Consider the following 22,829-nt stretch of genomic DNA (forward strand, 5'->3'; position numbering starts at 1 on the left):
GTGCCGGCGCCACGCCGGCACGCTTTTCCGGGCGGCGCCACGGCGCCGTCCGTCCCGCCTCCCGGTTCCTGTCGTCTCGCCGATCTCCGCGTTTACGCGTTTTTTATACGCGCCCCGATACCTTTGACCCGTCCTTTACGTGCGTTCCCATAAGGTTCTAGTCGTCTGATTTCGACGATGGAGAACAGAAAAATGGATGGGGTTTTCATCGGCGCACTGGTGCTCTTCACCGCGCTGATCCTCGGCTTGGTTGCCGGTTGCGACAAGCTCGTGCAATACGGTCGCGGGGGGCGGGCATGACCTGGATGCTTTGGCTGGCGGGCGCCTCGACGGCCCTGCTGTTCGCGTATCTCGTCTTTGCGCTGCTGCGCGCGGAGGACATCGAATGAACGCGAACAATCTCTTTCAGACGGTGCTCTTCGTCGTCGTGCTGCTCGCGGCGGCCGTGCCGGTCGCGCGCTACCTGTCCGCGGTGATGGACGGCAGCGCGCGTGTCGTGCGCGTATTCAGGCCGCTCGAGCGCGCGCTGTACCGCATCGCCGGCGTCGACGCCGGCAGCGAGATGAACTGGAAGCAGTACGCGATCGCGACGATCGCGTTCAACGCGCTCGGCGCACTGTTCCTCTACGGCCTGCTGCGCCTGCAGGGCGTCCTGCCCGGCAACCCGCAGCAGTTCGGCGCGATGACGGTCGACGGCGCGTTCAACACGGCCGTCAGCTTCGTCACCAACACGAACTGGCAGGACTATTCGCCCGAGCAGACCGTCAGCTACCTGACGCAGATGCTCGGCCTGACCGTGCAGAACTTCCTGTCGGCGGCAACCGGCATCGTCGTCGTGATCGCGCTGATCCGCGGCTTCGCGCGTCATACCGCGCAGACGATCGGCAACTTCTGGGTCGACCTCACGCGCGTGACGATGTACGTGCTCGTGCCGATGTCGATGATCGTCGCCGGGCTGCTGATGAGCCAGGGCGTGATCCAGAACATGAAGGCGTACGAGGACGTGCCGGTGCTGCAGGCGAGCACCTATGCGGCGCCGAAGCTCGACGCGCAGGGCAATCCGGTGAAGGACGACAAGGGCAATGCGGTGACGGTGCCGACTCCGCTCACGAAGCAGACGCTCGCGATGGGCCCGGTCGCGTCGCAGGAAGCGATCAAGATGCTCGGCACCAACGGTGGCGGCTTCTTCAACGCGAACTCCGCGCACCCGTACGAGAACCCGACGCCGTTCGCAAACTTCGTCCAGATCTTCTCGATCCTGATCATCCCGGCCGCGCTGTGTCTCGTGTTCGGCCGCGTGATCGGCGACCGCCGGCAGGGTATCGCCGTGCTCGCGGCGATGACGGTCGCGTTCGTGATCGCGATCGGCATCGAGGTGAGCGCCGAGCAGGGCGGCAACCCGACGCTCGCCGCGCTGCACGTCGACCAGTCGGCGAGCGCGCTGCAGCCGGGCGGCAACATGGAAGGCAAGGAAACGCGCTTCGGCATCGCGCAGACCGGCATCTTCACGGTCGCGACGACGGCTGCGTCGTGCGGCGCGGTCGACACGATGCACGATTCGCTGACGCCGGTCGGCGGCCTCGTGCCGATGCTGCTGATGCAGCTGGGCGAGGTGGTCTACGGCGGGGTCGGCTCGGGCCTCTACGGGATGCTCGTGTTCGCGCTGCTCGCGGTGTTCGTCGCCGGCCTGATGATCGGCCGCACGCCGGAATACGTCGGCAAGAAGATCGAGGCCTACGAGATGAAGATGGTGTCGATCGTCGTGCTGCTCACGCCGCTGCTGGTGCTGGTCGGCACGTCGATCGCCGTGCTCGCCGATGCGGGCAAGGCCGGCATCGCGAACCCGGGCCCGCACGGTTTCTCGGAAATCCTGTACGCGTTCAGCTCGGCCGCCAACAACAACGGCAGCGCGTTCGCGGGCCTGACGGTCGGCACGCCGTTCTACAACTGGATGACCGCGATCGCGATGTGGTTCGGCCGCTTCGGCACGATCGTGCCGGTGCTGGCGATCGCCGGCTCGCTCGCCGCGAAGAAGCGCATCGCGGTGACGAGCGGCACGCTGCCGACGCACGGTCCGCTGTTCGTCGTGCTGCTGCTCGGCACCGTGCTGCTGGTGGGCGCGCTGACCTATGTGCCGGCGCTTGCGCTCGGCCCGGGCGTCGAGCACCTGATGATGTGGCTGGGCGCGTGATGCGCGCCCGCATGGCGACACCTTGAAAAGACTCAAGAGATTGAAGAGATCGCAATGACTCAACATTCCGCAACACGGTCCATGTTCGATCCGGCGCTGCTGCGCCCGGCGATCGTGGACTCGTTCAAGAAACTCACGCCGCGCACGCAGTTCCGCAATCCGGTGATGTTCTGCGTGTACGTCGGCAGCATCCTGACCACGATCCTGTGGATCGCGGCGCTCGCCGGCCAGGCCGAGGCGCCTGCGGGCTTCATCCTCGCGATCGCGCTGTGGCTGTGGTTCACCGTGCTGTTCGCGAACTTCGCCGAAGCGCTCGCCGAAGGGCGCTCGAAGGCGCAGGCCGCGTCGCTGCGCAGCGCGAAGAAGGACGTGATGGCGAAGAAGCTCAACGAGCCGCATCCGAAGTCGCCGATCCGCATCACGACCGCGACCGAGCTGCGCAAGGGCGACGTCGTGCTCGTCGAAGCGGGCGACGTGATCCCGGCCGACGGCGAGGTGGTCGATGGCGTCGCGTCGGTCGACGAATCGGCGATCACCGGCGAATCCGCACCGGTGATCCGCGAGTCGGGCGGCGACTTCTCGTCGGTCACGGGCGGCACGCGCGTGCTGTCCGACTGGATCGTCGTCAAGGTCACGGCGAACCCCGGCGAGGCGTTCCTCGACCGGATGATCGCGATGGTCGAAGGCGCGAAGCGCAAGAAGACGCCGAACGAGATCGCGCTGACGATCCTGCTCGTCGCGCTGACGATCGTGATGCTGCTCGCGACCGCGACGCTGCTGCCGTTCTCGATGTTCTCGGTCGAAGCGATGAAGGCCGGCCACGTCGTGACGATCACCGCGCTCGTCGCGCTGCTCGTGTGCCTGATCCCGACGACGATCGGCGGGCTGCTGTCCGCGATCGGCGTGGCCGGGATGAGCCGGATGATGCAGGCGAACGTGATCGCGACGTCGGGCCGCGCGGTGGAGGCGGCCGGCGACGTCGACGTGCTGCTGCTCGACAAGACCGGCACGATCACGCTCGGCAACCGCCAGGCATCGACGTTCGTGCCGGCGCCGGGCGTGACCGAGGAAGCGCTGGCCGATGCCGCGCAACTGTCGTCGCTTGCCGACGAAACGCCGGAAGGCCGCAGCATCGTCGTGCTCGCGAAGGAGCGCTTCAACATTCGCCAGCGCGACATGGGGCAGTTGCACGCGACGTTCATCGGCTTCTCCGCGCAGACGCGGATGAGCGGCGTCGACCTGTCCCCCAACGGGACGTCCTCCGGGGTGCCCGGCCGCGAGATCCGCAAGGGTGCGGCCGATGCGATCCGCCGCTACGTCGAGACGCACGGCAGCCGCTTCCCGGAAGAAGTGCGCCGCGCGGTCGACGAAGTCGCGCGCCGCGGCAGCACGCCGCTCGTCGTGGCCGACCTGCATGAAGGCGCGGCCCGCGTGCTCGGCGTGATCGAGCTGAAGGACATCGTGAAGGGCGGCATCAAGGAGCGCTTCGCGGAACTGCGCAAGATGGGCATCAAGACCGTGATGGTGACGGGCGACAACCGGCTGACGGCCGCGGCGATCGCGGCGGAAGCGGGCGTCGACGATTTCCTCGCGGAAGCGACGCCGGAAACCAAGCTCGCGACGATCCGCGAACATCAGGCGGCCGGCCGCCTCGTCGCGATGACGGGCGACGGCACCAACGACGCACCGGCGCTCGCGCAGGCCGACGTCGCCGTGGCGATGAACACCGGGACGCAGGCCGCGAAGGAGGCCGGCAACATGGTCGACCTCGACTCGAACCCGACGAAGCTGATCGAGATCGTCGAGATCGGCAAGCAGATGCTGATGACGCGCGGGTCGCTGACGACGTTCTCGATCGCGAACGACATCGCGAAGTATTTCGCGATCATCCCGGCCGCGTTCGTGACGACGTATCCGCAGTTGCGCGTGCTCGACATCATGCACCTGACGTCGCCGGCGTCGGCGATCCTGTCGGCGGTGATCTTCAACGCGCTGATCATCGTCGCGCTGATCCCGCTCGCGCTGAAGGGCGTCACGTACCGGCCGCTCGGCGCCGCGTCGCTGCTGCGCCGCAACCTGCTGGTGTACGGCCTCGGCGGCGTGCTGCTGCCGTTCCCGTTCATCAAGCTGATCGACATGACGCTGGCTGCGCTCGGCTGGGCCTGAGCCGGCCGTACTTGAAGGAAACATCATGAAAACGTTGATTCGTCCGCTCGTCGTGATCTTTGTCGTGCTGACCGCGGTGACGGGGTTCGCGTACCCGGCCGTGATGACCGTGTTCGGCCAGGCCGTGTTCCCGTCGCAGGCGAACGGCAGCCTAATCGGGAAGGACGGCAAGACGGTCGGCTCCGCGCTGATCGGCCAGCCGTTCGATGCGCCGAAGTACTTCTGGGGGCGGCTGTCGGCCACGTCGCCGATGCCGTACAACGCGTCCGGCTCCGGCGGCTCGAATCTCGGCCCGCTGAACCCGTCGCTCGCCGACCAGGTGAAGGGGCGCATCGCCGCACTGCGCGACGCGGGCACCGACATGTCGAAGCCCGTGCCGGTCGACCTCGTGACGGCGTCGGCGAGCGGCCTCGATCCGGAGATCACGCCGGCCGCCGCCGCGTACCAGGTCGAGCGCGTCGCGAAGGCGCGCAACCTGGCGCCCGACGCGGTCGCGCAGCTCGTCGCCGCGAACACGACGGGCCGCCAGTTCGGCGTGCTCGGCGAATCGCGCGTGAACGTGCTGAAGCTGAACCTCGCGCTCGACGCGGCGCAGGCCGCGCACTGACCGCGCGTCCGGGCTTCCGGCGCGGCAACCGGCGTCCGGCGCGGCCCGATCCGCGCCGGGCGCGTCCTTTTCCGACGGCGCATGCGCCGTCTTTGCCTTTTGCGGCGATTTGGAACAACAATGCTCGTACTCGCGCGCATCCGGGCGCTCCGCCTTTCTGACGCATGAATCGTCCCGATCCAGACCAACTCCTCGACAAGCTGCAGCGTGACGAAGAAAAGCAGCGGCGCGGCCAGCTCAAGATCTTCTTCGGCGCATCGGCCGGTGTCGGCAAGACCTACGCGATGCTGCAGGCCGCGCGCCAGCGCCAGCAGGAAGGCGTCGACGTCGTCGTCGGCATCGTCGAGACCCACGGCCGCAGCGAAACCGCCGCGCTGCTCGACGGCCTCGACGTGCTGCCACTCGCACGCATCGACTATCGCGGCCGCACGCTCGCCGAATTCGATCTCGACGCCGCGCTCGCGCGCCAGCCGCAACTGATTCTCGTCGACGAGCTCGCGCATTCGAACGTGCAGGGCGCGCGGCACCTGAAGCGCTGGCAGGATGTGTACGAGCTGCTCGACGCGGGCATCGACGTCTACACGACCGTCAACGTCCAACACCTCGAAAGCCTGAACGACGTGGTCGGCGCGATCACCGGCATTCGCGTGTGGGAGACGGTGCCCGACCGCGTGTTCGACGCGGCCGACGAAGTCACGCTCGTCGACCTGCCGGCCGAGGAACTGCTCGAGCGGATGCGCGACGGCAAGGTCTACCTCGCGCAGCAGGCCGAGCGCGCGGTGCGCAACTTCTTCCGCAAGGGCAACCTGATCGCGCTGCGCGAACTGGCGCTGCGGCGCACGGCCGATCGCGTCGACGCGCAGATGCGCGAGTACCGCGCCGACCGCTCGATCCAGCGCATCTGGCAGGCGCGCGAGCGGCTGCTCGTGTGCGTCGGTCCCGGCCCCGAGGCGCCGACGCTCGTGCGCGCGGCCGCGCGGCTCGCCGCGAGCCTGAAGGCCGACTGGATCGCCGTCTATGTCGAGACGCCGCGCTTGCAGCGGCTGCCCGACGCGCGACGGCAGCGCACGCTCGACGCGCTGAAGCTCGCGGCCGAACTCGGCGCGGAGACGGCCACGCTCGCCGGCGCCGATGCGGTCGCCGCGCTGATCGGCTATGCGAAGGTGCGCAACGTGTCGAAGATCGTCGCGGGCGGCTCGCCGAAGGCCGGGCTCGTGCGCCGGTTCGCGCGGCCGTTCGGCGAACAGCTCGCCGAACGAGCGGGCGACGTCGACCTGATGCTGATCCGTGCGTCCGCGAGCGACGAGGCGCGCGCCGCGCCGCTCGACGCGCGTGCGCGCGACTGGCGCGATGCGTTCGCGCAGTTCGGCACGCACCGCTCGCCGCCGCGGCACTACGCGTACGCGGCCGCGATCTGCGCGGCGATCACGGTCGTCGCGAGTCTCGTGTCCGAGCGGCTCGACCTCACGAACCTCGTGATGCTGTACCTGCTCGGCGTCGTGTTCTCGGCCGTGCGGCTCGGGCGCGGCCCGGGCGTGCTGCAGTCGTTCCTGTCGGTGGCCGCGTTCGATTACTTCTTCGTGCCGCCGCGCATGTCGTTCTCGGTCAGCGACACGCAGTACCTGCTGACCTTCTTCGGGATGCTGCTGACGTCGCTCGTGATCAGTCACCTGACGTCGACGCTGACGCGCCAGGCGAGCGTTGCGCAGCGCCGCGAGCGCCGCACCGGCGCGATCTACGCGATGGCGCGCGAGCTGGGCGCCGCGCTGACGACCGAGCAGATCGTCGAGATCGGCAGCCGCCACGTGGGCGAGGTGTTCCGCGCGCGCGTCGCGTTCCTGCTGCCGGACAGCGCGGACAAGGTGCGGCAGAAGATCGAGGAGCCCGATGCGGCCGTCACGCTGACGGGCGCCGATCTCGACAGCGACGTCGGCCAGTGGGTGTACGACCAGCAGAAGCCGGCCGGCCGCGGCACCGATACGTTGCCCGCGACGGCCGCGCTGTACCTGCCGCTGAAGGCGCCGATGCGCACGCGCGGCGTGCTCGCGGTCGCGTCGCGCGAGCCGCGCGAACTCGAGGTGCCGGAGCAGCAGCGGATGCTCGACGCATTCGCCGCGCAGATCGCGCTCGCGCTCGAACGCGTGCACTACGTGGAGATCGCGCGCGACGCGCTGGTGAGCATGGAATCCGAGCGGCTGCGCAACTCGCTGCTGTCGGCGATCTCGCACGACCTGCGCACGCCGCTCACGACGATCGTCGGCTTCTCGTCGATGCTCGCGAACGGGCGCGCGGCCGCGCAGGGCGGCGACGCGGCGGCGGCCGAACGCTTCGCGCAGCGCGAGGGCGAACTCGTCGACGCGATCCACGACGAGGCGCTGCGGATGACGGGCATCGTCACGAACCTGCTCGACATGGCGCGGCTGCAGGCCGGCAGCCTGCAGTTGAAGCGCCAGTGGTCGCTGCTCGAGGAAACCGTCGGCGCCGCACTCGCCGCATGCAAGCGCGTGCTTGCGCGCCATCCCGCGCGCGTCGTACTGCCGGCCGACCTGCCGCTCCTGCAGATGGACGCGGTGCTGATGGAGCGCCTGTTCACCAACCTGTTCGAGAACGCGGCGAAGTACACGCCGCCCGATACGCCGCTCGAGATCGGCGCCGAGCGCGCGACCGAAGACGGGCTGCCGTTCGTGCGCGTGTACGTCGACGATCACGGCCCGGGCCTGCCGGCCGGCATGGAAACGCGGATCTTCGACAAGTTCACGCGCGGCGAGAAGGAATCGGCGACGCCGGGCATCGGCCTCGGCCTCGCGATCTGCCGCGCGATCGTCGAGGCGCACGGCGGTAAAATCGGCGCGCTCAACCGCACCGCGCCCGACGGCCACGTGACGGGCGCGCGCTTCTGGTTCACGCTGCCGGTCGAGACGCCGCCGGCCGCGCCCGCCGTATCCGACGACGAACCCGATGTGCCGGGTGCATCGTCCCCATCCGAGTCAATGCCAGACCATGAGTGAACCCAGCCTGACCGTCGTCCTGATCGAGGACGAAAAGCAGATCCGCCGCTTCGTGCGCGCCGCGCTCGAGGAGGAGGACATTGCGGTGTACGAGGCCGAGACGGGCAAGCAGGGGCTGATCGACGCGGCGACGCGCAAGCCCGATCTCGTGATCGTCGACCTCGGCCTGCCCGATACCGACGGCCTCGACGTGATCCGCGAGCTGCGCGGCTGGTCCGAGGTGCCGGTGATCGTGCTGTCCGCGCGCACGCAGGAAGACGAGAAGGTCGCGGCGCTCGACGCGGGCGCCGACGATTACCTGACCAAGCCGTTCGGCGTGTCCGAACTGCGCGCGCGGATCCGCGCGCAACTGCGCCGGCGCAACCAGGGCGGCGCGAACGAGTCGCCGAAGGTGACCTTCGGCACCGTGACCGTCGATCTCGCGATGCGTCAGGTGTGGCGCGACGGAGAGATCGTGCACCTGACGCCGCTCGAATACCGGCTGCTCGCGACGCTCGTGCGGCACGCGGGGCGCGTGCTCACGCACCGCCAGCTGCTGCGCGACGTGTGGGGGCCGTCGCACGTCGAAAGCCACCACTACCTGCGCATCTACATGGCGCACCTGCGCCAGAAGCTCGAGCGCGACCCGGCGCAGCCCGAGTACATCGTCACCGAGACGGGCGTCGGCTACCGGCTCGTCGGCGCCGCATGACGGGCCTGGCCGGGCCGCAGCGGCGCACGAGCGCGTGACGTCGCACGCCGACAGGGTTGCGTCGACGCGACAGTGTCGCGGCCGACGCGCGCGTTGCACACCCGGCGCTCATTCCCCGTTATCCTGACCGCTCCGCGAACGAAAACGAGGAGCGTGCAATGTCCGTCCGTCTGGTCGTCATCTGTGCGCTGGCGCTTGCTGCGTCTGGCGCGTTCGCCCAACCGCTGCCGCCCGGGCAGCAACCGCCGTCGTCCCAGCAGGCGATGGCCAATCCCGCGTCGGTCAATTGCGCCAAGCTCGGCGGCCGCCACACGATCCGCAACCTGGCGAGCGGGCAGGTCGGCATGTGCGTATTCGAGGACGGCCGCGTGTGCGAGGAGTGGGCGCTATACCGCGACGACCGCTGCGTCGGCGGCATCACGCCGAAGCGCGTATCGAACTGACCGGGCCCGGCCGATCTCGCCCCCGATCGGCTGCCGGCCACGCGTTGCGTCTGTAAGCATCTTGTTATACTCGGCGCCGCCCGGGGACGACTCCGGGTCATTCGCTTCAACGGGGACGGCCCCATCCGATACGGAGTACGTCGAGATGGCGTGGGTATTGTTGTTGATTGCCGGATTGCTGGAAGTGGCCTGGGCGGCCGGCATGAAATCGTCGGACGGCTTCACGAAGCTCGGTCCTTCGGTGTTTACGATCGTGACGGCGCTGGCCAGCTTCGGGCTGCTCGCGGTCGCGATGCGCCAGTTGCCGCTCGGCACCGCGTACGCGGTGTGGACGGGCATCGGCGCGGTCGGTGCGTTCGTGTTCGGCATCGTGATGATGGGCGAGGCGCTGACCGTCGCGCGCGTCGCGAGCGCCGCGCTGATCGTCGCGGGGCTGATCGGCCTCAAGCTGTCGTCGGCTGCCTGAATAAGGCCTCCGGGTGCGCCCGCGCCCGGGTGCCGCACTGCTGAATTGCGCCGGCTGCCCCCGTGGCCTGTCTATAATGGAACGCATTCGGGCCTGAATACCGTCGTGCTTCTCGCGGCACGCGGTGCCGGTCGCCACGCGCCGCGCGGCCGGTTTTTCCGACCCGACCCGATCCGATCAATCGGCAAAGCGCACGGAAAGTGCAAGGAGAGGGCCATGATCGAAGCCATTTCGCTCGGCGCGGGGCTCGCGTGGGCGAGCGGCCTGCGCCTGTACCTGACGGTGCTGATCGCCGGCGTGCTGGCGCGGTTCGGCTGGCTCCACTTGCCCGACACGCTGGCCGTGCTGATGTCGCCGTGGGTTATCGGCGCCGCAGCCGTGCTCGCCGTCACCGAATTCCTTGCCGACAAGATTCCCGCGTTCGACTCGCTGTGGGATGCCGTGCACACCTTCATCCGCATCCCGGCCGGCGCCGTCCTCGCAGCCGGCGCGCTCGGCCATGCCGATCCGACCATGCTCGCGGTCGCGGGGCTCGCCGGCGGCTCGCTCGCCGGTGCCGCGCACGTGGCGAAGGCAGGCACGCGCGCGATGATCAACCTGTCTCCCGAACCGATTTCGAACTGGATCGCATCGTCGACCGAGGACGGCCTCGTGGTCGGCGGGCTCGCGCTCGCGTTCTTCGTTCCGCTCGCGTTCCTCGTGCTGCTCGCCGCTTTCATCGCGGCTTCGGCGTGGGCGCTCCCGCGCCTGTGGCGCGGCGTCTCGGGCGGCTTTCGCGGCATGGCGAACCACATGGTGTCGCGCCTGAACTCGATCGGGGGGAAACGCGATTGAAGGGGCGGCAACACGCGGCGCAGCCGCCGGCCGGGCAACCCGGCCATGAGGTGCCCGCGCATGCCGGCCGCTTCGGTCTGCGCGACCTGATCCGCCAGGCCGCACGCATGACCGCGCGCGACTGGCGCGCGGGCGAGTTGACGCTGCTCGTCCTCGCATTGGTGCTCGCGGTCGCGGCGCTGACGAGCGTCGGTTTCCTCGCCGACCGGCTGCGCCAGGGGCTCGAGCGTGACGCGCGCCAGATGCTCGGCGCCGATTTCGTCGTGCGGGGCGATCGCCCCGTCGATCCGTCGTTCGACCGGCAGGCCCGTGCGCTCGGCCTGCGTACCGCGACGACCGCCATCTTCCCGAGCATGATCGCGTCCGCCACGGGCGGGCAGGCGACCGACGCAGCGCCCTCGCGCCTCGCGGCCGTGAAGGCCGTGTCGCCCGGATATCCGTTGCGCGGCGCGGTCGAGATCCTGCCGGCCGGCGCCGCCGCCGCGCGGAAGGCGGCCGAGATTCCCGCGCCCGGCACCGTGTGGGCCGATCCTGCGCTGCTCGATGCGCTGCACCTGAAGGCCGGTGATACGGTGCGCGTCGGGCTGCGCACGTTCAAGGTCGCCGCATCGATCTCCCGCGAACTCGATCGCGGTTTTTCGTTCGTCAATTTTTCACCGCGGCTGATGATGCGTGCGGACGAGCTCGCCGCGACGGGGCTCACGGGCTACGGCAGCCGCGTCACATACCGGCTGCTGGTCGCCGGCGACCAGCAGGCCGTCGCGCGCTTCGAAGCGTATGCGCACGCACGCGTCGACGGCGGCAAACTGCGCGGCGTCGGTCTCGAGTCGTTGCAGGAGGGCCAGCCGCAGGTGCGGCAGACGCTGGATCGCGCCCGCCACTTCCTGACGCTCGTCGCACTGCTGACCGCGCTGCTCGCGGCGGTCGCGATCGCGATGGCCGCGCAGCGCTATATGCGGCGCCACCTCGACGGCTGCGCGACGATGCGCTGCCTCGGCGTGAGCCGCCGCACGCTAGGCGCGCTGTTCGCGCTCGAATTCACCGGCATCGGGATCGTTTCCGGTGCCGCGGGCGCGGTGCTCGGCTACGGCGGCCACTGGGCGCTGCTGGCCGCGCTCGGCGGCCTGATCGACGTGGTGTTGCCGCCCCCCACGCTGTGGCCGGCGCTGATCGGTGTAGGCGCCGCGCTCGTGCTGCTGCTCGGCTTCGCGCTGCCGCCGCTCGTGCCGCTTACGCGCGTGCCGCCGGTGCGCGTGCTGCGGCGCGAGTGGGGCGACGCGTCGCGCACCGCGTGGGCCGCGTATGCGGTCGGCGTCGTGCTGTTCGCGGGGCTGCTGATCGTGGCCGCCGGCAACCTGAAGCTCGGGCTGATCGTCGCGGGCGGTTTCGCCGGCGCGCTGGTCGGTTTCGCGCTGATCGCGCGGCTCGTGCTGTTTGCCGCCGCGCGCGCGGTGCGCAACGCACGCGTGGCCGCGGGCGTCGGCTGGCGCTACGCGCTCGCGTCGCTGCACCGGCGCGGCACGGCCAGCGCGCTGCAGATCACCGCGCTCGCGCTCGGCCTGATGTGCCTGCTGCTGATCGCGATCACGCGCAACGACCTCGTCGCGGGCTGGCGGCAGTCGACGCCGCCCGATGCGCCGAACCAGTTCCTGATCGACATCCAGCCCGACCAGCGCGCCGACGTCGCGGCCTATCTGGCCGCGCACGGCGTGCGCGACGCGGTGCCCGCGCCGATGGTGCGCGGCCGTCTCGTCGCGATCAACGGCAAGCCGGTGAATCCGGACGCGTACCCGTCCGACGAGGCGCGCCGGCTCGTCGACCGTGAGTTCAACCTGTCCTATACGACCGAGCTGCCGTCCGACAACCGGATCGTCGAAGGCGACTGGTTCGGCACCGCGGCTACACCGCAGATCTCGATCGAGGCCGGCCTCGCGAAGACGCTGAACGTGAAGCCGGGCGACGTGCTGCGCTTCGACGTGACGGGGCTGACGGTCGACGCGCCGATCACGAGCGTGCGCAAGCTCGACTGGGGCTCGTTCCGCGTCAACTTCTTCGTGCTGATGCCGCCGCCGGTGCTGAAGGATTTCCCGGCTGTTTACCTGACGAGCTTCCATTTGCCGGCGTCGGACGCCGCGCTGCTCGATCCGCTGATCGCGCGCTACCCGAACCTGACCGCGATCGACGTCGCGCCGATCCTCGCGCAGTTGCAGCGGATGATGCTGCAGGTGGTCGGTGCGGTGCAGTTCCTGTTCGCGTTCACGCTCGCGGCCGGCGTGCTCGTGCTGTACACGGCGCTTGCCGGCACGCGCGACGAACGTGTGCGCGAGGCCGCGCTGTTGCGTGCGCTCGGCGCGTCGCGCGCGCAGGTGAGCGCGGTGCAGCGTGCCGAGTTCGTCGTGGTCGGCACGCTGGCCGGTGCGCTGGCGTCGGCGGGCGCGATCGCGGTCGGCTGGGTGCTCGCGTCACGCGTGTTCGACTTCCAGCTCGCCGTCGATCCGTGGCTCGTGCCGGCCGGCATCGCGGCCGGCGTCGTGTGCGCCGGTGCGGCCGGCTGGCTGAGCCTGCATAATGTGTTGCGGCGCCCCGCGCTGCAGTCGCTGCGCGACGCATGAGCGTCGCGGCGGCCCCGAAGATCCCGTTTTCCGACTATCCGTATGACCGATGTGAATGACGATGCGCCGTCGCAGCCGACGGCGTTCGAGCTCGTGGGCGGCGAAGCCCGCGTGCGCGAAATGGTGGACCGCTTTTACGACCTGATGGACCTCGAGCCCGAGTTCGCGCAGATTCGCGCGATTCACCCGGCATCGCTCGACGGTTCGCGCGACAAGCTGTTCTGGTTCCTGTGCGGGTGGCTCGGCGGTCCCGACCACTACATCAGCCGGTTCGGCCATCCGCGGCTGCGCGCGCGGCACCTGCCGTTCCCGATCGCGTCGGTCGAGCGCGACCAGTGGCTGCGCTGCATGGCGTGGGCGATGGACGACATCGGGTTGCCCGAGCCGCTGCGCGAGCGGCTCATGCATTCGTTCTACGACACGGCCGACTGGATGCGCAACCGGCCCGGTTGATCGACCGGTACGCCGCCGCCCGCGCGCGGAACGATCTGCGTCTGGGCGCGTGCGCCGCGCGGCGCGACACTAGCCGCTTCCCCCAATCGATACGAGGCTCGCCCGATGACGACACAAGCGCTGTTTCGCGAAGACGCGTACCTCACCCAATGCGACGCGGTCGTGCTGGCCGTCGGCGACGACGGCATCCGGCTCGACCGCACCGTGTTCTATCCGCTCGGCGGCGGCCAGGCCGGCGACACCGGCACGCTGACGCTGCCCGACGGCAGCACGATCGCGATTGCCGATACGCGCAAGGCCAGGTTCGACGGTGCGACCCCCGACGATGCCGTGCACGTGCCCGCACCGGGGCAGGAGGCGAGCGTCGCGGCGCTCGCGCCCGGCACGCGCGTGGTCGCGGAGATCGACTGGCTGCGCCGCTACCGGCACATGCGCCTGCATACGGCCGCGCACCTGATGTGCGCGGTATTTGCCCTACGCGGTGGACGGCTGTAGCGTGACGGCCGACTACGTGCGGCTCGATTTCGCGACGTCCGACGCGATCGACCGCGACGATGTCGAGCGACGCCTCGCGGGCCTGGTGGTCGGCGCGCACCCGGTTACGACCGAATGGATCACCGACGACGAGATGGCCGAGTGGCCGGACCTCGTGCGCACGATGAGCGTGAAGCCGCCGATGGGCCTCGGCCGCGTGCGGCTGCTGCGCATCGAGCAGGTCGACCTGCAGCCGTGCGGTGGCACGCATGTGCGCAACACGTCCGAAGTCGGCGAACTGCGGGTAGCGAAACTGGAAAAGAAGAGCGCGCGCACCCGGCGCGTCGTACTGGAGTTTGCATGACGATCGACACCACTCACGCGAGCGCAGCGGCGCTGGATCCGCAAGCGCGGGAGATTCTGGATTTCTGGTTCGGCGAGCCGGGCTCGGCCGAATTCGGGCAAAACCGCAAGGTCTGGTTCAACGGCGGCGCGGCGTTCGACGACGTGCTGCGCACGCGCTACGGCGCACTGCTCGACGCCGCGTGCGACGGCGCATGCGATCACTGGGCAGGCTCGCCGTCGGGGGCGCTTGCGTTGATCGTCGTGCTCGACCAGTTCTCGCGCAACATCCATCGTGGTACGCCGCGCGCGTTTGCCGCCGATCCGAAGGCGCTCGGGCTTGCGCGCCGCATCGTCGCGGCCGGCTGGGATGCGCAGTTGCCGAGCGGACATCACCGCGCGTTTGCGTATCTGCCGTTCGAGCATGACGAGTCGGTCGAGAGCCAGCGCGAGGCCGTGCGCCTGTGCGCGGGCATCCGCGACGAGGCAGGGTGCGAGAGTTATCACCGCTTCGCGTTGCTGCACGCGGCCGTCGTCGAGCGCTTTGGCCGCTTTCCGCACCGGAACGCAATTCTCGGTCGTGCCTCGACCGACGAAGAGTCGGCGTTTCTTCGCGAGCCCGGTTCCTCGTTCTGAAGGTCCGGGCGGCCGCGTGACAAGGGGAGGGGGCGGGCCCGCCGAGTCGCGCGGCCGTCGCGTCGGCCGGGGACACCGGTCGGCGGTGCGCATTTCCCGGCGGTTGTTCGCTGCTCAGGCGGCGGAGCTAACCGCTCCACCCCCCAAATGAAGGCAAGCACGCCGTGCCGCCCTGCATCACTGCAGAGGCCGTTCGGGCGTGCGCATGTACACGCGCAGCAGTTCGTCGTTGTCGCCCGGGCGGGCGCCCGTCCAGAACAGTTTCCATTCGCTGCCGGGCGCCGGATCGACGGCCCGTACGCCCTGGACGATCATCCAGGTGCAGCGCGTCGTCGTCGCATCATTGATCGGCGTGTGCTGGATGCCGGAGAAGTAGTACAGCATCGGCGCTTCCGATTCGCCGAGCCCGTGCAGGCTCGCCATGCAGTCGCCGTCGTTCCATTCGAGCGCGAGATGCGCGTTCAGGTCGTCGAACACCGAGCGGTAGCTCTTTGCAACGTCGAGCCACGGCAGCAGCAGCGTGTAAATGAGTCCCCATGCGACGAGTGCGCCGGCGCCCCACGACAGCGCGCCGCGCCACAGGCCCGTCGTGCGCAGCTTCGGCAGGAGCGTCAGCCAGCCGACCGTCAGCGCGAGCGCGCCGATCACGAGCGCGGGTTCGATTGGCATCGTCCAGTCGAGCGGCAGCCAGCGGCCGAGCAGCGCGAGGTCCGCACGTGACGCGGCCGGATCGGCCATCACCGCCCAGATCGCCCAGGCGAGCGCGACGGCCGTGCCGAACAGGATCCGGCTCAGGTAATCCCATGCGAGATGCAAGCGGCGCGGCAGGCGTTCGATCGCCTGCGCGGCGACCAGCGCGAGCGGCGCGAAGAACGGCAGGATGTAGAGCTGGCGCGACGTCGCGGACACTTGCAGCACGGCGAGCCCGATGCCGGCGAACAGGACGGGCAGCGCGACGCGCGGCGTGCGCCAGTCGCGCCACGCACCGCGTGCGAGTGCGGCGATCGCGAGCGGCGCGACCGGGAAGCCGACGAGCAGGAACGCGCGCAGGATGAAGAACGGCTTGTCGTTTTCCGCGCCCAGTTCGGGGACGGAGAAACCGAAGAAGCGGCCGACGTTGTTATCCCAGAACCACGCCATGAACAGCGTTTCGGAGCGCAGGAACAGCGCGGTCGGCCAGATCAGGGCGAACGGCGCGAACACGAGCGCGGCGACGCCGAGCGCGCGTGCGAACGAGCGGGTGCGGCAGGCCGGGTAGATCACCGGCGTGCAGGTGAGCGTGGCCGCGAACACGAGCGGCACGAACAGCCCCTTCGTCATCAGTGCGACGCCGACGCCCGCGCCAAGGATCGGCGCGGCCCAGCGGTTCGCCGGACGCACCGGCAGCCCGTGTCGCATCTGCTGCGCGCGCGCGACGTGCTGCATCACGAGTTCGAGCAGCCCGCAGAACGCCATTGCCGTGCCCGCGAACAACGCGACGTCCGTCATCATGTCGTGCACGTGCTTGATGACGACGAGCGTGCCCGCGCTCAGCACGACCGGCCCGATCACGCGCAGGTCGAACCAGGCGTCCGCGCGGCTGGCGACGCGCGCCGCGCGCGCGATGAAGCCGAATGCGAGCGCGGCGAACAGCGCGCTTGCGAGCCGCGCCGCGTCGTGCAGCGGCATCACGCTTTGCAGCAGCCAGGCGAGGCTGGTCGCGACCCACGCGTAAAGCGGCGGCTTTTCCATGAACGGCAGGCCGGCATTGGTCGGCACGACGAAGTCGCCGGTCTCGAGCATGTGCTGAATGATGCCGAACGTGTAGGTTTCGTCCTGTTTCCACGGATCGTGGCCGAGCACGCCCGGCAGCGTGTACGCGCACACCAGCGCGGCGACGAACAGCCATGCGCGCCAGCCGAGCAGGAGCGAGCGATCGCGCGTGGTGCTGGCGGAGGGGAGCGATGACGCGATGGGGGTGCCGGCGGCGTCGAGCGTCGCGGTGACGTCGGTCTCGGCAGACGAGCGGGTGTGCGCGGCCGAGGCGGGCACGGGCGTGCGTCGCCGGCTGGGCGCTGCGGTTCCAGGCATGGAAAAGATCTCGGGTCGAGTCGAGCCGGTCCGGCGACATGGGCCGGACCATTAAGGGCCGCATCAAGGCGGCAAAGAACAGACGTTGATGACGCCTGTCTGACTGCCCGCTAGTAGAGCACGGAACTATTACGGTTGTTTACCGAAATCGTCGCGAAATTGTGGAGATTTGTGGTGCCGTGACGACTGGGTGTTTCCGGCGGCGGATTTGTTGCGCCGCGCGTCAGGTTAGCGGCCGCCGCCGACGTCGAGCAGGGCGCCCGTCGTGTAGGACGCCGCGTCGCCGAGCAGCCAGACGATCGCCTCGGCGATCTCCTGCGCCTCGCCCGCACGGCCGAGCGGCGTCGTCGCGCCGAGGCGGGCCGCGCGGCCCGGCTGGCCGCCGCTCGCGTGAATTTCGGTCTCGATCAGGCCGGGGCGTACCGCATTGACGCGCACGCCGTGCGGGCCGAGTTCCTTCGCCAGGCCGATCGTCAGCGAGTCGACCGCGCCTTTCGAGCCCGCGTAGTCGACGTATTCGTTCGGCGAGCCGAGCCGGGAGGCGATCGACGATACGTTGACGATCGCGCCGCCGCGGCCGCCACGATCGGTGGACAGCCGGCGCGCGGCTTCGCGCGCGCACAGGTACGCGCCGAGCACGTTGGTGTCGAACATCCGCCGCAGCCGGTCGGCCGGCATGTCGGCGAGCGGCATCGACGGCGCGACGATGCCCGCGTTGTTGACGAGCGCGTCGAAGCGGCCGAATGCGGCCGCGACGGTGTCGAACATCGCGACGACGTCGGCTTCGTTCGCGACGTCGCCCGCGACGACGCACGCACGGCCGCCCGCGTCGCGGACCGCCTGCGCGGTGAGTTCTGCCGCCGCCGCGTCACGCGTGTAGTTGATGCCGACGTCCCAGCCGCGCTCGGCCGCGAGTACGGCGGTCGCGCGGCCGATGCCGCGGCTTGCGCCGGTGATGAGGACGGCCTTGCGCTCGGACGGTGCGGTCATCGACGGGTTCCGGTGAAGTTTACTTGGCTGCGTCGGGCGCCCATTTGTCGGTGGCGGGCGGCTGGTAGCGACGTAGTCGCTCGATCAGTTCGACAGGTTCCGATTCGACGCACAGTGCGTCGAAATAGGCCGGACGCATGAAGCCCTCGTCGACCGTATGGCGCAGCAGCGCGATCAGCGGATCGTAGAACGAATCGATGTTGTAGAGCGCGACGGGCTTGCGGTGATAGCCGAGCTGCGCCCACGTGTAGACCTCGAAGAGCTCCTCGAGCGTGCCGGCGCCGCCGGGCATCGCGACGAACGCGTCGGAGAGGTCGGCCATCATTTTCTTGCGGTGGTGCATGTCGGGCACGACGTGCAGTTCCGACAGCCCCGTATGGCCGACTTCCTTGTCGACGAGCAGTTCGGGGATCACGCCGACCGCATGGCCGCCGGCCGCCATCACTTCGTCGGCGATCACGCCCATCAGGCCGACACGGCCGCCGCCGTAGACGAGCGTGAGGCCCGCGCCGACGAGCGCGCGGCCGAATGCGCGCGCGGCGTCGGCATAGACGGGCCGCACGCCTGGCGACGAGCCGCAGTAAACACAAACTGCCTTCATTGCTTGGAATCCTTGATGGCGACCGGGCTGCCGGCTGGGCGCGGCGAGCCGTCGCGCGGCGGCAGGTAGTCGGTGAACTGGCGCTTCGGCAGCTTGCCGGAGACCAGGTCGTCGAACAGCTGGCGCGAGCGGCCGCGCAGGTACGGTGCCATCACGGAGATCACATGCATGCTGACCTGGTGCAGTTCCTCGCGGATCGCGTCCTGGTCGTTGTACTTGCGCGGATGCATCACGTACTGATACGACAGCCAGTACGTCGAAATGACGGCCATGTTGGTGGCGATGACCTCGATCTCGGCGGGCGTCGCGACCATCTCTGCGTCGGACACGAGCAGTTCGCACATCTCGCGCGCGAAGCGCACCTTGTGGCTGATGATCTGCTTGAAGTGCGTCTCGAGCGTGCGGTTGCGGGCGAGCAGGTCGTTGAGGTCGCGATACAGGAACCGGTAGGTCCACATGAAATCGGCCATGTACTGCAGGTACGACCAGGTTTCGTCGATCGTTGGACGATGATCTTCGGGAAAGCGCAGCCGCCGTTCGATCTGCTGCTCGAACTGCGCGAAGATGCTGTTGATGATGTCGTCCTTGTTGCGGAAATGGTAGTACAGGTTGCCTGGACTGATTTCCATTTCCTCGGCGATCGTCGTGGTCGTGACGTTCGGCTCGCCGATCTCGTTGAAGAGTTTCAACGACAACTCGAGAATCCGTTCGCGGGTGCGGCGGGGAGGTTTCGCTTCCATGTCGTCCGGCCCTGTGTGTGCCGGACTGGCGGGCGCTGCAATCGATGCTGCGTGATTCGTCCGGCGCGGGTTGCTGTTCTATGTCTAGCGGACGATTATAAACCGGGGTTTCGCCACATCGGGGCATTTCGTGATCGCAGCCCCGTGCGGCCCATGGTGCAGCGCCGCACGCGGACGGTGCGCCGGGTGTCCGCGGGGCGGCTTTCTAGAAACCGAGCCAGCGTGCGACGACCGGGCCGAGCACGAAGCCCCATGTCGTCACGCATGCGAACAGCGCGACCGTCACGGCTGCGCTGCCGAGGTCCTTCGCGCGCTTGGAGAGTTCGTGGCGCTCGAGCGAGATGCGGTCGATCGCGGCCTCGACGCTCGAGTTCAGCAGCTCGACGATCAGCACGAGCAGCACCGACGCGATCAGCAGCGCCCGTGACGCGGCCGGCACCGGTGCGAACGCGCCGATCGGGAGCATCAGCGCGGCGAGCGTGAGTTCCTGGCGAAACGCGCTCTCCTCGCGGATCGCGACGCGAAAGCCGTTCAGCGAATGCTTGAGCGCGTACCAGGCGCGCGTGATGCCGCGGTGGCGCTTGTACGGGTTCGGCGGCAGCGGCGTCAGCCGATCGTCGGGGCCGAGCGGTTCGTGCGCGTGCACGTCCGCGTCGGCGTGCGGCTCTTCCTCGTCGAACGGGCGGTGCCGTTGCGGCGTGGCGCCGGGGGGCGGGGTCTTGTCGTTCAGGTCTCGTTTCAAACGGCGGCACCTTCGGCGGGCGAGTACGCGGTCTTCGGCAGCGGCTTCAGGTGCGATGCGAACTGCTCGGATGCCGCGCGCCACGAGAAGCGTTCGGCCCACGCGCGCGCAGTCGTGCGTTCGATCTTCAGCGCCTCGAGGCAGGCTTCCTGCAGGTCCTCGTGCATCGCGCCGGCGTCGCCTTCGCCGAGCACGTCGATCGGGCCCGTCACGGGATACGCGGCAACCGGCGTGCCGCAGGCAAGCGCCTCGAGCAGCACGAGGCCGAACGTGTCGGTGCGACTCGGGAACACGAACACGTCGGCCGCAGCATACACCTTCGCGAGCTCGGTCTGTGACAGCACGCCGAGATAGTTCGCCTCCGGATAGCGCGACTTCAGCTCCGCGAGCGCGGGGCCTTCGCCCGCGACCCACTTCGAGCCGGGCAGGTCGAGACGCAGGAACGCCTCGACGTTCTTCTCGATCGCGACGCGGCCCACGTACAGGAAGATCGGCCGCGCGGTATTGAGCACCTTCGATTCCATTGGCCGGAACACGTCGAGATCGACGCCGCGGGTCCACAGCACGACGTTCGTGAAGCCGAATTTCTCGAGGTCCTGCTTGACGACCGGCGTCGGCGCCATCACCGCGAGCGACGGGCCGTGGAACCAGTGCAGGAAGCGGTAGGTCGCGGCAAGCGGGATGCCGAAGCGCGCCTGCACGTATTCCGGAAAGCGCGTGTGGTACGCGGTCGTGTACGGCAGCTTGCGCGAACGCGCATAGCGCCGCGCGGCGAGCCCGAGCGGGCCTTCGGTCGCGATGTGCAGCGCATCGGGGGCGAATGCATCGATCCGCGCGCGCAGCTTGCGGTACGGCAGGATCGACAGGCGGATCTCGGGGTAGGTCGGGCAGGGGATCGTGCGGAATTCCAGTGGCGTCAGCAGTTCGACGCGGTGGCCGAGCGCAGTGAGTTCGCGCGACGTGCTCTTCAGCGTGCGCACGACGCCGTTGACCTGCGGTTCCCACGCGTCGGTGACGATCATGATCTTCATCGCGGCTTTGTCCTGTAAGTGCGGGTTGTGTCAGGCAGTGGCCTTGGCCTTGCGCGACGTGGTCTCCGACGGTGCGGTGCGCATCACCGTCCAGTAGACGATCTTCAGTTCGCCTTCCATCGTTTCGACAAGCGCGGACAGGCTTTCGACCCAGTCGCCGTCGTTGCAGTACAGCACGCCGTCGATGTCGCGGATCTCCGCCTTGTGGATGTGGCCGCACACGACGCCGTCGCAGCCGCGGCGGCGCGCCTCGTCGGTCATCACGGTCTCGAACTGCGAGATGAAGTTGACGGCGTTCTTGACCTGGTGCTTCAGGTACTGCGACAGCGACCAGTACTGGAAGCCGAGCCGGCTGCGGATCCGGTTGAACCAGCGGTTCAGCACGAGGATCAGCGTGTAGAGCGTGTCGCCGAGGTACGCGAGCCATTTCGCGTGCTGGATCACGCCGTCGAACAGGTCGCCGTGCACGATCCACAAACGTTTGCCCGCGAGCGTCGTGTGGAACGCCTCGCCGCGCACCTGGATGTCGCCGAATGCGAGGTCGCAGAACTGCCGCGCCCCTTCGTCGTGGTTGCCGGGGATGTAGACGACCTGGGTGCCCTTGCGTGCCTTGCGCAGGATCTTCTGCACGACGTCGTTGTGCGCCTGCGGCCAGTACCAGCCTTTCTTCAGCTGCCAGCCGTCGATGATGTCGCCGACGAGGTACAGGTACTCCGAATCGTTGTGGCGCAGGAAGTCGAGCAGGTACGGCGCCTGGCAGCCGCTCGAGCCGAGGTGGATGTCGGACAGCCAGATGGTGCGGTAGCGATGAGCAGACGAGTCCGGGTCGCCATGCTGCGTAGCGTGCCCGGCCGGCGGTTCTTGCGACACCAGCCCGTCGGTTGCGGCAGAACCCGACAGGAAGGCGGTGGCGGCGCGGGCGCCGATGGGGTGACGGAACAGGGAGGTCGCGGACGTTTTCTGGCCCATGCATGACTCGCGCCGGTTGACATTACCGGCATTCCGCCATGCGGGCGTGACTGTGCCGTGACAGTCACAAGACGTTCTTATTACGCCCGCTGCAGGGTGTTTAGCAGTGAATGACGCGACGTTGCGTAACCTGCCGTACGGAACGTTCGATCGTTGTCTGGCAGGGCTGTCGGGCCGGGCGGGAGTCGCCCCGGCGAGGTGCGTTCGTCAGGCGAATGCGGCGCGTCAGCGTGGCATCGCGACGACGCGCGTGCGTGCGATCCGGTCGTGCGGAAACTGGCGGCCGGCATGCAGCCGGGCGGCGCCGGCCCACACGGCGATCCACGCGGCGGTGAGCGCGAGCGTAACGGGCACCGACAGGCCGAGGAGCGGGTGCAGTGCGAGCGGCGGCAGGAACCACAGCCAGCCGAGTGCATAGCGGACGAGCGCGTGGCCGGCGGTCAGCGGCCGGCCGCGCGACGATTCGAGCCGCAGCCGCCAGGTCTTCATCGGCAGCGTCTGGCCGCCGTGCGTCCAGAACCAGACGAAGTACGCGCCGACCACGAGCGCGATCCAGGCGGCGAGCAGGTTGTGATGGACGAGGCCGTTGCGTTGCTGCGTCGCGAGGCTGAACGCGAGCCCGGCGAAGAACACCACGCCGAACAGCAGCACGCCTTCGTAGAGCAGTGCGGCGAGACGCCGCCGCACGGACGGCGCGGCGGCCGGGGTTTCGGGTGCGCAGGCGTTCGCCACGGCCGCTCAGGAGCCCTTGAACAGCGAGGGT

The 22,829-nt window shown here is 69.1% G+C and carries 21 protein-coding genes and 1 pseudogene; 14 read left to right on the top strand and 8 right to left on the bottom strand.

Annotation, left to right across the window (positions count from 1 at the left end; genetic code table 11):
• The first annotated feature begins 177 nt into the window (after positions 1-177).
• From G3N64_RS40245 to G3N64_RS26525, 14 genes and pseudogenes are all read left to right on the top strand, one after another.
• Positions 178-300, top strand: a complete 123-nt coding sequence (locus tag G3N64_RS40245; protein WP_256976802.1) for a hypothetical protein — start codon at positions 178-180, stop codon at positions 298-300.
• Entirely contained in the window at positions 297-389 is a 93-nt protein-coding gene (gene kdpF / locus G3N64_RS26465; protein ID WP_006752209.1) for a K(+)-transporting ATPase subunit F, read from the top strand. The genes G3N64_RS40245 and kdpF overlap by 4 nt, the downstream gene beginning before the upstream one ends.
• The gene (kdpA, locus tag G3N64_RS26470; protein ID WP_205786550.1) at positions 386-2,191 is read left to right on the top strand and encodes a potassium-transporting ATPase subunit KdpA; all 1,806 of its coding nucleotides are present in this window, start codon (positions 386-388) and stop codon (positions 2,189-2,191) included. The genes kdpF and kdpA overlap by 4 nt, the downstream gene beginning before the upstream one ends.
• A 54-nt stretch (positions 2,192-2,245) precedes the next feature.
• Positions 2,246-4,357: a potassium-transporting ATPase subunit KdpB gene (kdpB, locus tag G3N64_RS26475; protein ID WP_205786551.1), complete on the top strand. Its 2,112-nt coding sequence runs from the start codon at positions 2,246-2,248 to the stop codon at positions 4,355-4,357.
• Positions 4,358-4,382: 25 nt separating this feature from the next.
• Positions 4,383-4,964: a potassium-transporting ATPase subunit KdpC gene (gene kdpC / locus G3N64_RS26480; RefSeq protein WP_205786552.1), complete on the top strand. Its 582-nt coding sequence runs from the start codon at positions 4,383-4,385 to the stop codon at positions 4,962-4,964.
• 164 nt (positions 4,965-5,128) lie between these two features.
• The gene (locus tag G3N64_RS26485; protein ID WP_205786553.1) at positions 5,129-7,972 is read left to right on the top strand and encodes a DUF4118 domain-containing protein; all 2,844 of its coding nucleotides are present in this window, start codon (positions 5,129-5,131) and stop codon (positions 7,970-7,972) included.
• A complete protein-coding gene (gene kdpE / locus G3N64_RS26490; protein WP_205786554.1) occupies positions 7,965-8,663 on the top strand; it encodes a two-component system response regulator KdpE in 699 nt (232 codons plus the stop codon). The genes G3N64_RS26485 and kdpE overlap by 8 nt, the downstream gene beginning before the upstream one ends.
• 158 nt (positions 8,664-8,821) lie before the next feature.
• Positions 8,822-9,106 (top strand): DUF333 domain-containing protein, encoded by a 285-nt coding sequence (locus tag G3N64_RS26495; RefSeq protein WP_205786555.1) that lies wholly within the window; start codon positions 8,822-8,824, stop codon positions 9,104-9,106.
• A 145-nt stretch (positions 9,107-9,251) separates the two neighbouring features.
• Positions 9,252-9,572 (top strand): quaternary ammonium compound efflux SMR transporter SugE, encoded by a 321-nt coding sequence (sugE, locus tag G3N64_RS26500; RefSeq protein ID WP_034184858.1) that lies wholly within the window; start codon positions 9,252-9,254, stop codon positions 9,570-9,572.
• 216 nt (positions 9,573-9,788) lie between these two features.
• Entirely contained in the window at positions 9,789-10,406 is a 618-nt protein-coding gene (locus tag G3N64_RS26505) for a DUF4126 domain-containing protein (RefSeq protein ID WP_205786556.1), read from the top strand.
• Positions 10,403-13,018: an FtsX-like permease family protein gene (locus tag G3N64_RS26510; protein WP_205786557.1), complete on the top strand. Its 2,616-nt coding sequence runs from the start codon at positions 10,403-10,405 to the stop codon at positions 13,016-13,018. Before G3N64_RS26505 ends, G3N64_RS26510 begins: the two co-directional genes overlap by 4 nt.
• Before the next feature lie 42 nt (positions 13,019-13,060).
• On the top strand, positions 13,061-13,471 hold the full coding sequence (locus G3N64_RS26515) for a group II truncated hemoglobin (RefSeq protein ID WP_205786558.1): 411 nt from the start codon (positions 13,061-13,063) through the stop codon (positions 13,469-13,471).
• Between the two features lie 105 nt (positions 13,472-13,576).
• Positions 13,577-14,309 (top strand): annotated as a pseudogene (locus tag G3N64_RS26520) (alanyl-tRNA editing protein).
• Entirely contained in the window at positions 14,306-14,923 is a 618-nt protein-coding gene (locus G3N64_RS26525) for a DUF924 family protein (RefSeq protein WP_205786559.1), read from the top strand. Before G3N64_RS26520 ends, G3N64_RS26525 begins: the two are co-directional and overlap by 4 nt.
• A 177-nt stretch (positions 14,924-15,100) precedes the next feature.
• Here the strand turns inward: G3N64_RS26525 and G3N64_RS26530 are convergent, their stop codons facing one another.
• From G3N64_RS26530 to G3N64_RS26565, 8 genes are all read right to left on the bottom strand, one after another.
• Positions 15,101-16,993, bottom strand: coding sequence for a glycosyl transferase (locus tag G3N64_RS26530; protein WP_205786560.1), 1,893 nt, complete (start codon positions 16,991-16,993; stop codon positions 15,101-15,103).
• Between the two features lie 228 nt (positions 16,994-17,221).
• Positions 17,222-17,983: an SDR family oxidoreductase gene (locus G3N64_RS26535; protein WP_205786561.1), complete on the bottom strand. Its 762-nt coding sequence runs from the start codon at positions 17,981-17,983 to the stop codon at positions 17,222-17,224.
• Between the two features lie 19 nt (positions 17,984-18,002).
• Complete coding sequence (locus G3N64_RS26540; RefSeq protein WP_205786562.1) at positions 18,003-18,584, bottom strand: TIGR00730 family Rossman fold protein; 582 nt, start codon at positions 18,582-18,584, stop codon at positions 18,003-18,005.
• Positions 18,581-19,324, bottom strand: a complete 744-nt coding sequence (locus G3N64_RS26545; RefSeq protein WP_205786563.1) for a TetR/AcrR family transcriptional regulator — start codon at positions 19,322-19,324, stop codon at positions 18,581-18,583. The genes G3N64_RS26540 and G3N64_RS26545 overlap by 4 nt, the downstream gene beginning before the upstream one ends.
• 205 nt (positions 19,325-19,529) lie before the next feature.
• Positions 19,530-20,066, bottom strand: coding sequence for a diacylglycerol kinase (locus G3N64_RS26550; RefSeq protein ID WP_205786564.1), 537 nt, complete (start codon positions 20,064-20,066; stop codon positions 19,530-19,532).
• The gene (locus G3N64_RS26555; RefSeq protein ID WP_205786565.1) at positions 20,063-21,097 is read right to left on the bottom strand and encodes a glycosyltransferase family 1 protein; all 1,035 of its coding nucleotides are present in this window, start codon (positions 21,095-21,097) and stop codon (positions 20,063-20,065) included. The genes G3N64_RS26550 and G3N64_RS26555 overlap by 4 nt, the downstream gene beginning before the upstream one ends.
• Before the next feature lie 30 nt (positions 21,098-21,127).
• The gene (locus tag G3N64_RS26560; protein ID WP_205786566.1) at positions 21,128-22,066 is read right to left on the bottom strand and encodes a UDP-2,3-diacylglucosamine diphosphatase; all 939 of its coding nucleotides are present in this window, start codon (positions 22,064-22,066) and stop codon (positions 21,128-21,130) included.
• Between the two features lie 225 nt (positions 22,067-22,291).
• Entirely contained in the window at positions 22,292-22,798 is a 507-nt protein-coding gene (locus tag G3N64_RS26565; RefSeq protein ID WP_205786567.1) for an RDD family protein, read from the bottom strand.
• Positions 22,799-22,829: the final 31 nt, after the last annotated feature.

This window comes from Burkholderia sp. Ac-20344 (assembly GCF_017104975.1).
GTDB lineage: Bacteria > Pseudomonadota > Gammaproteobacteria > Burkholderiales > Burkholderiaceae > Burkholderia.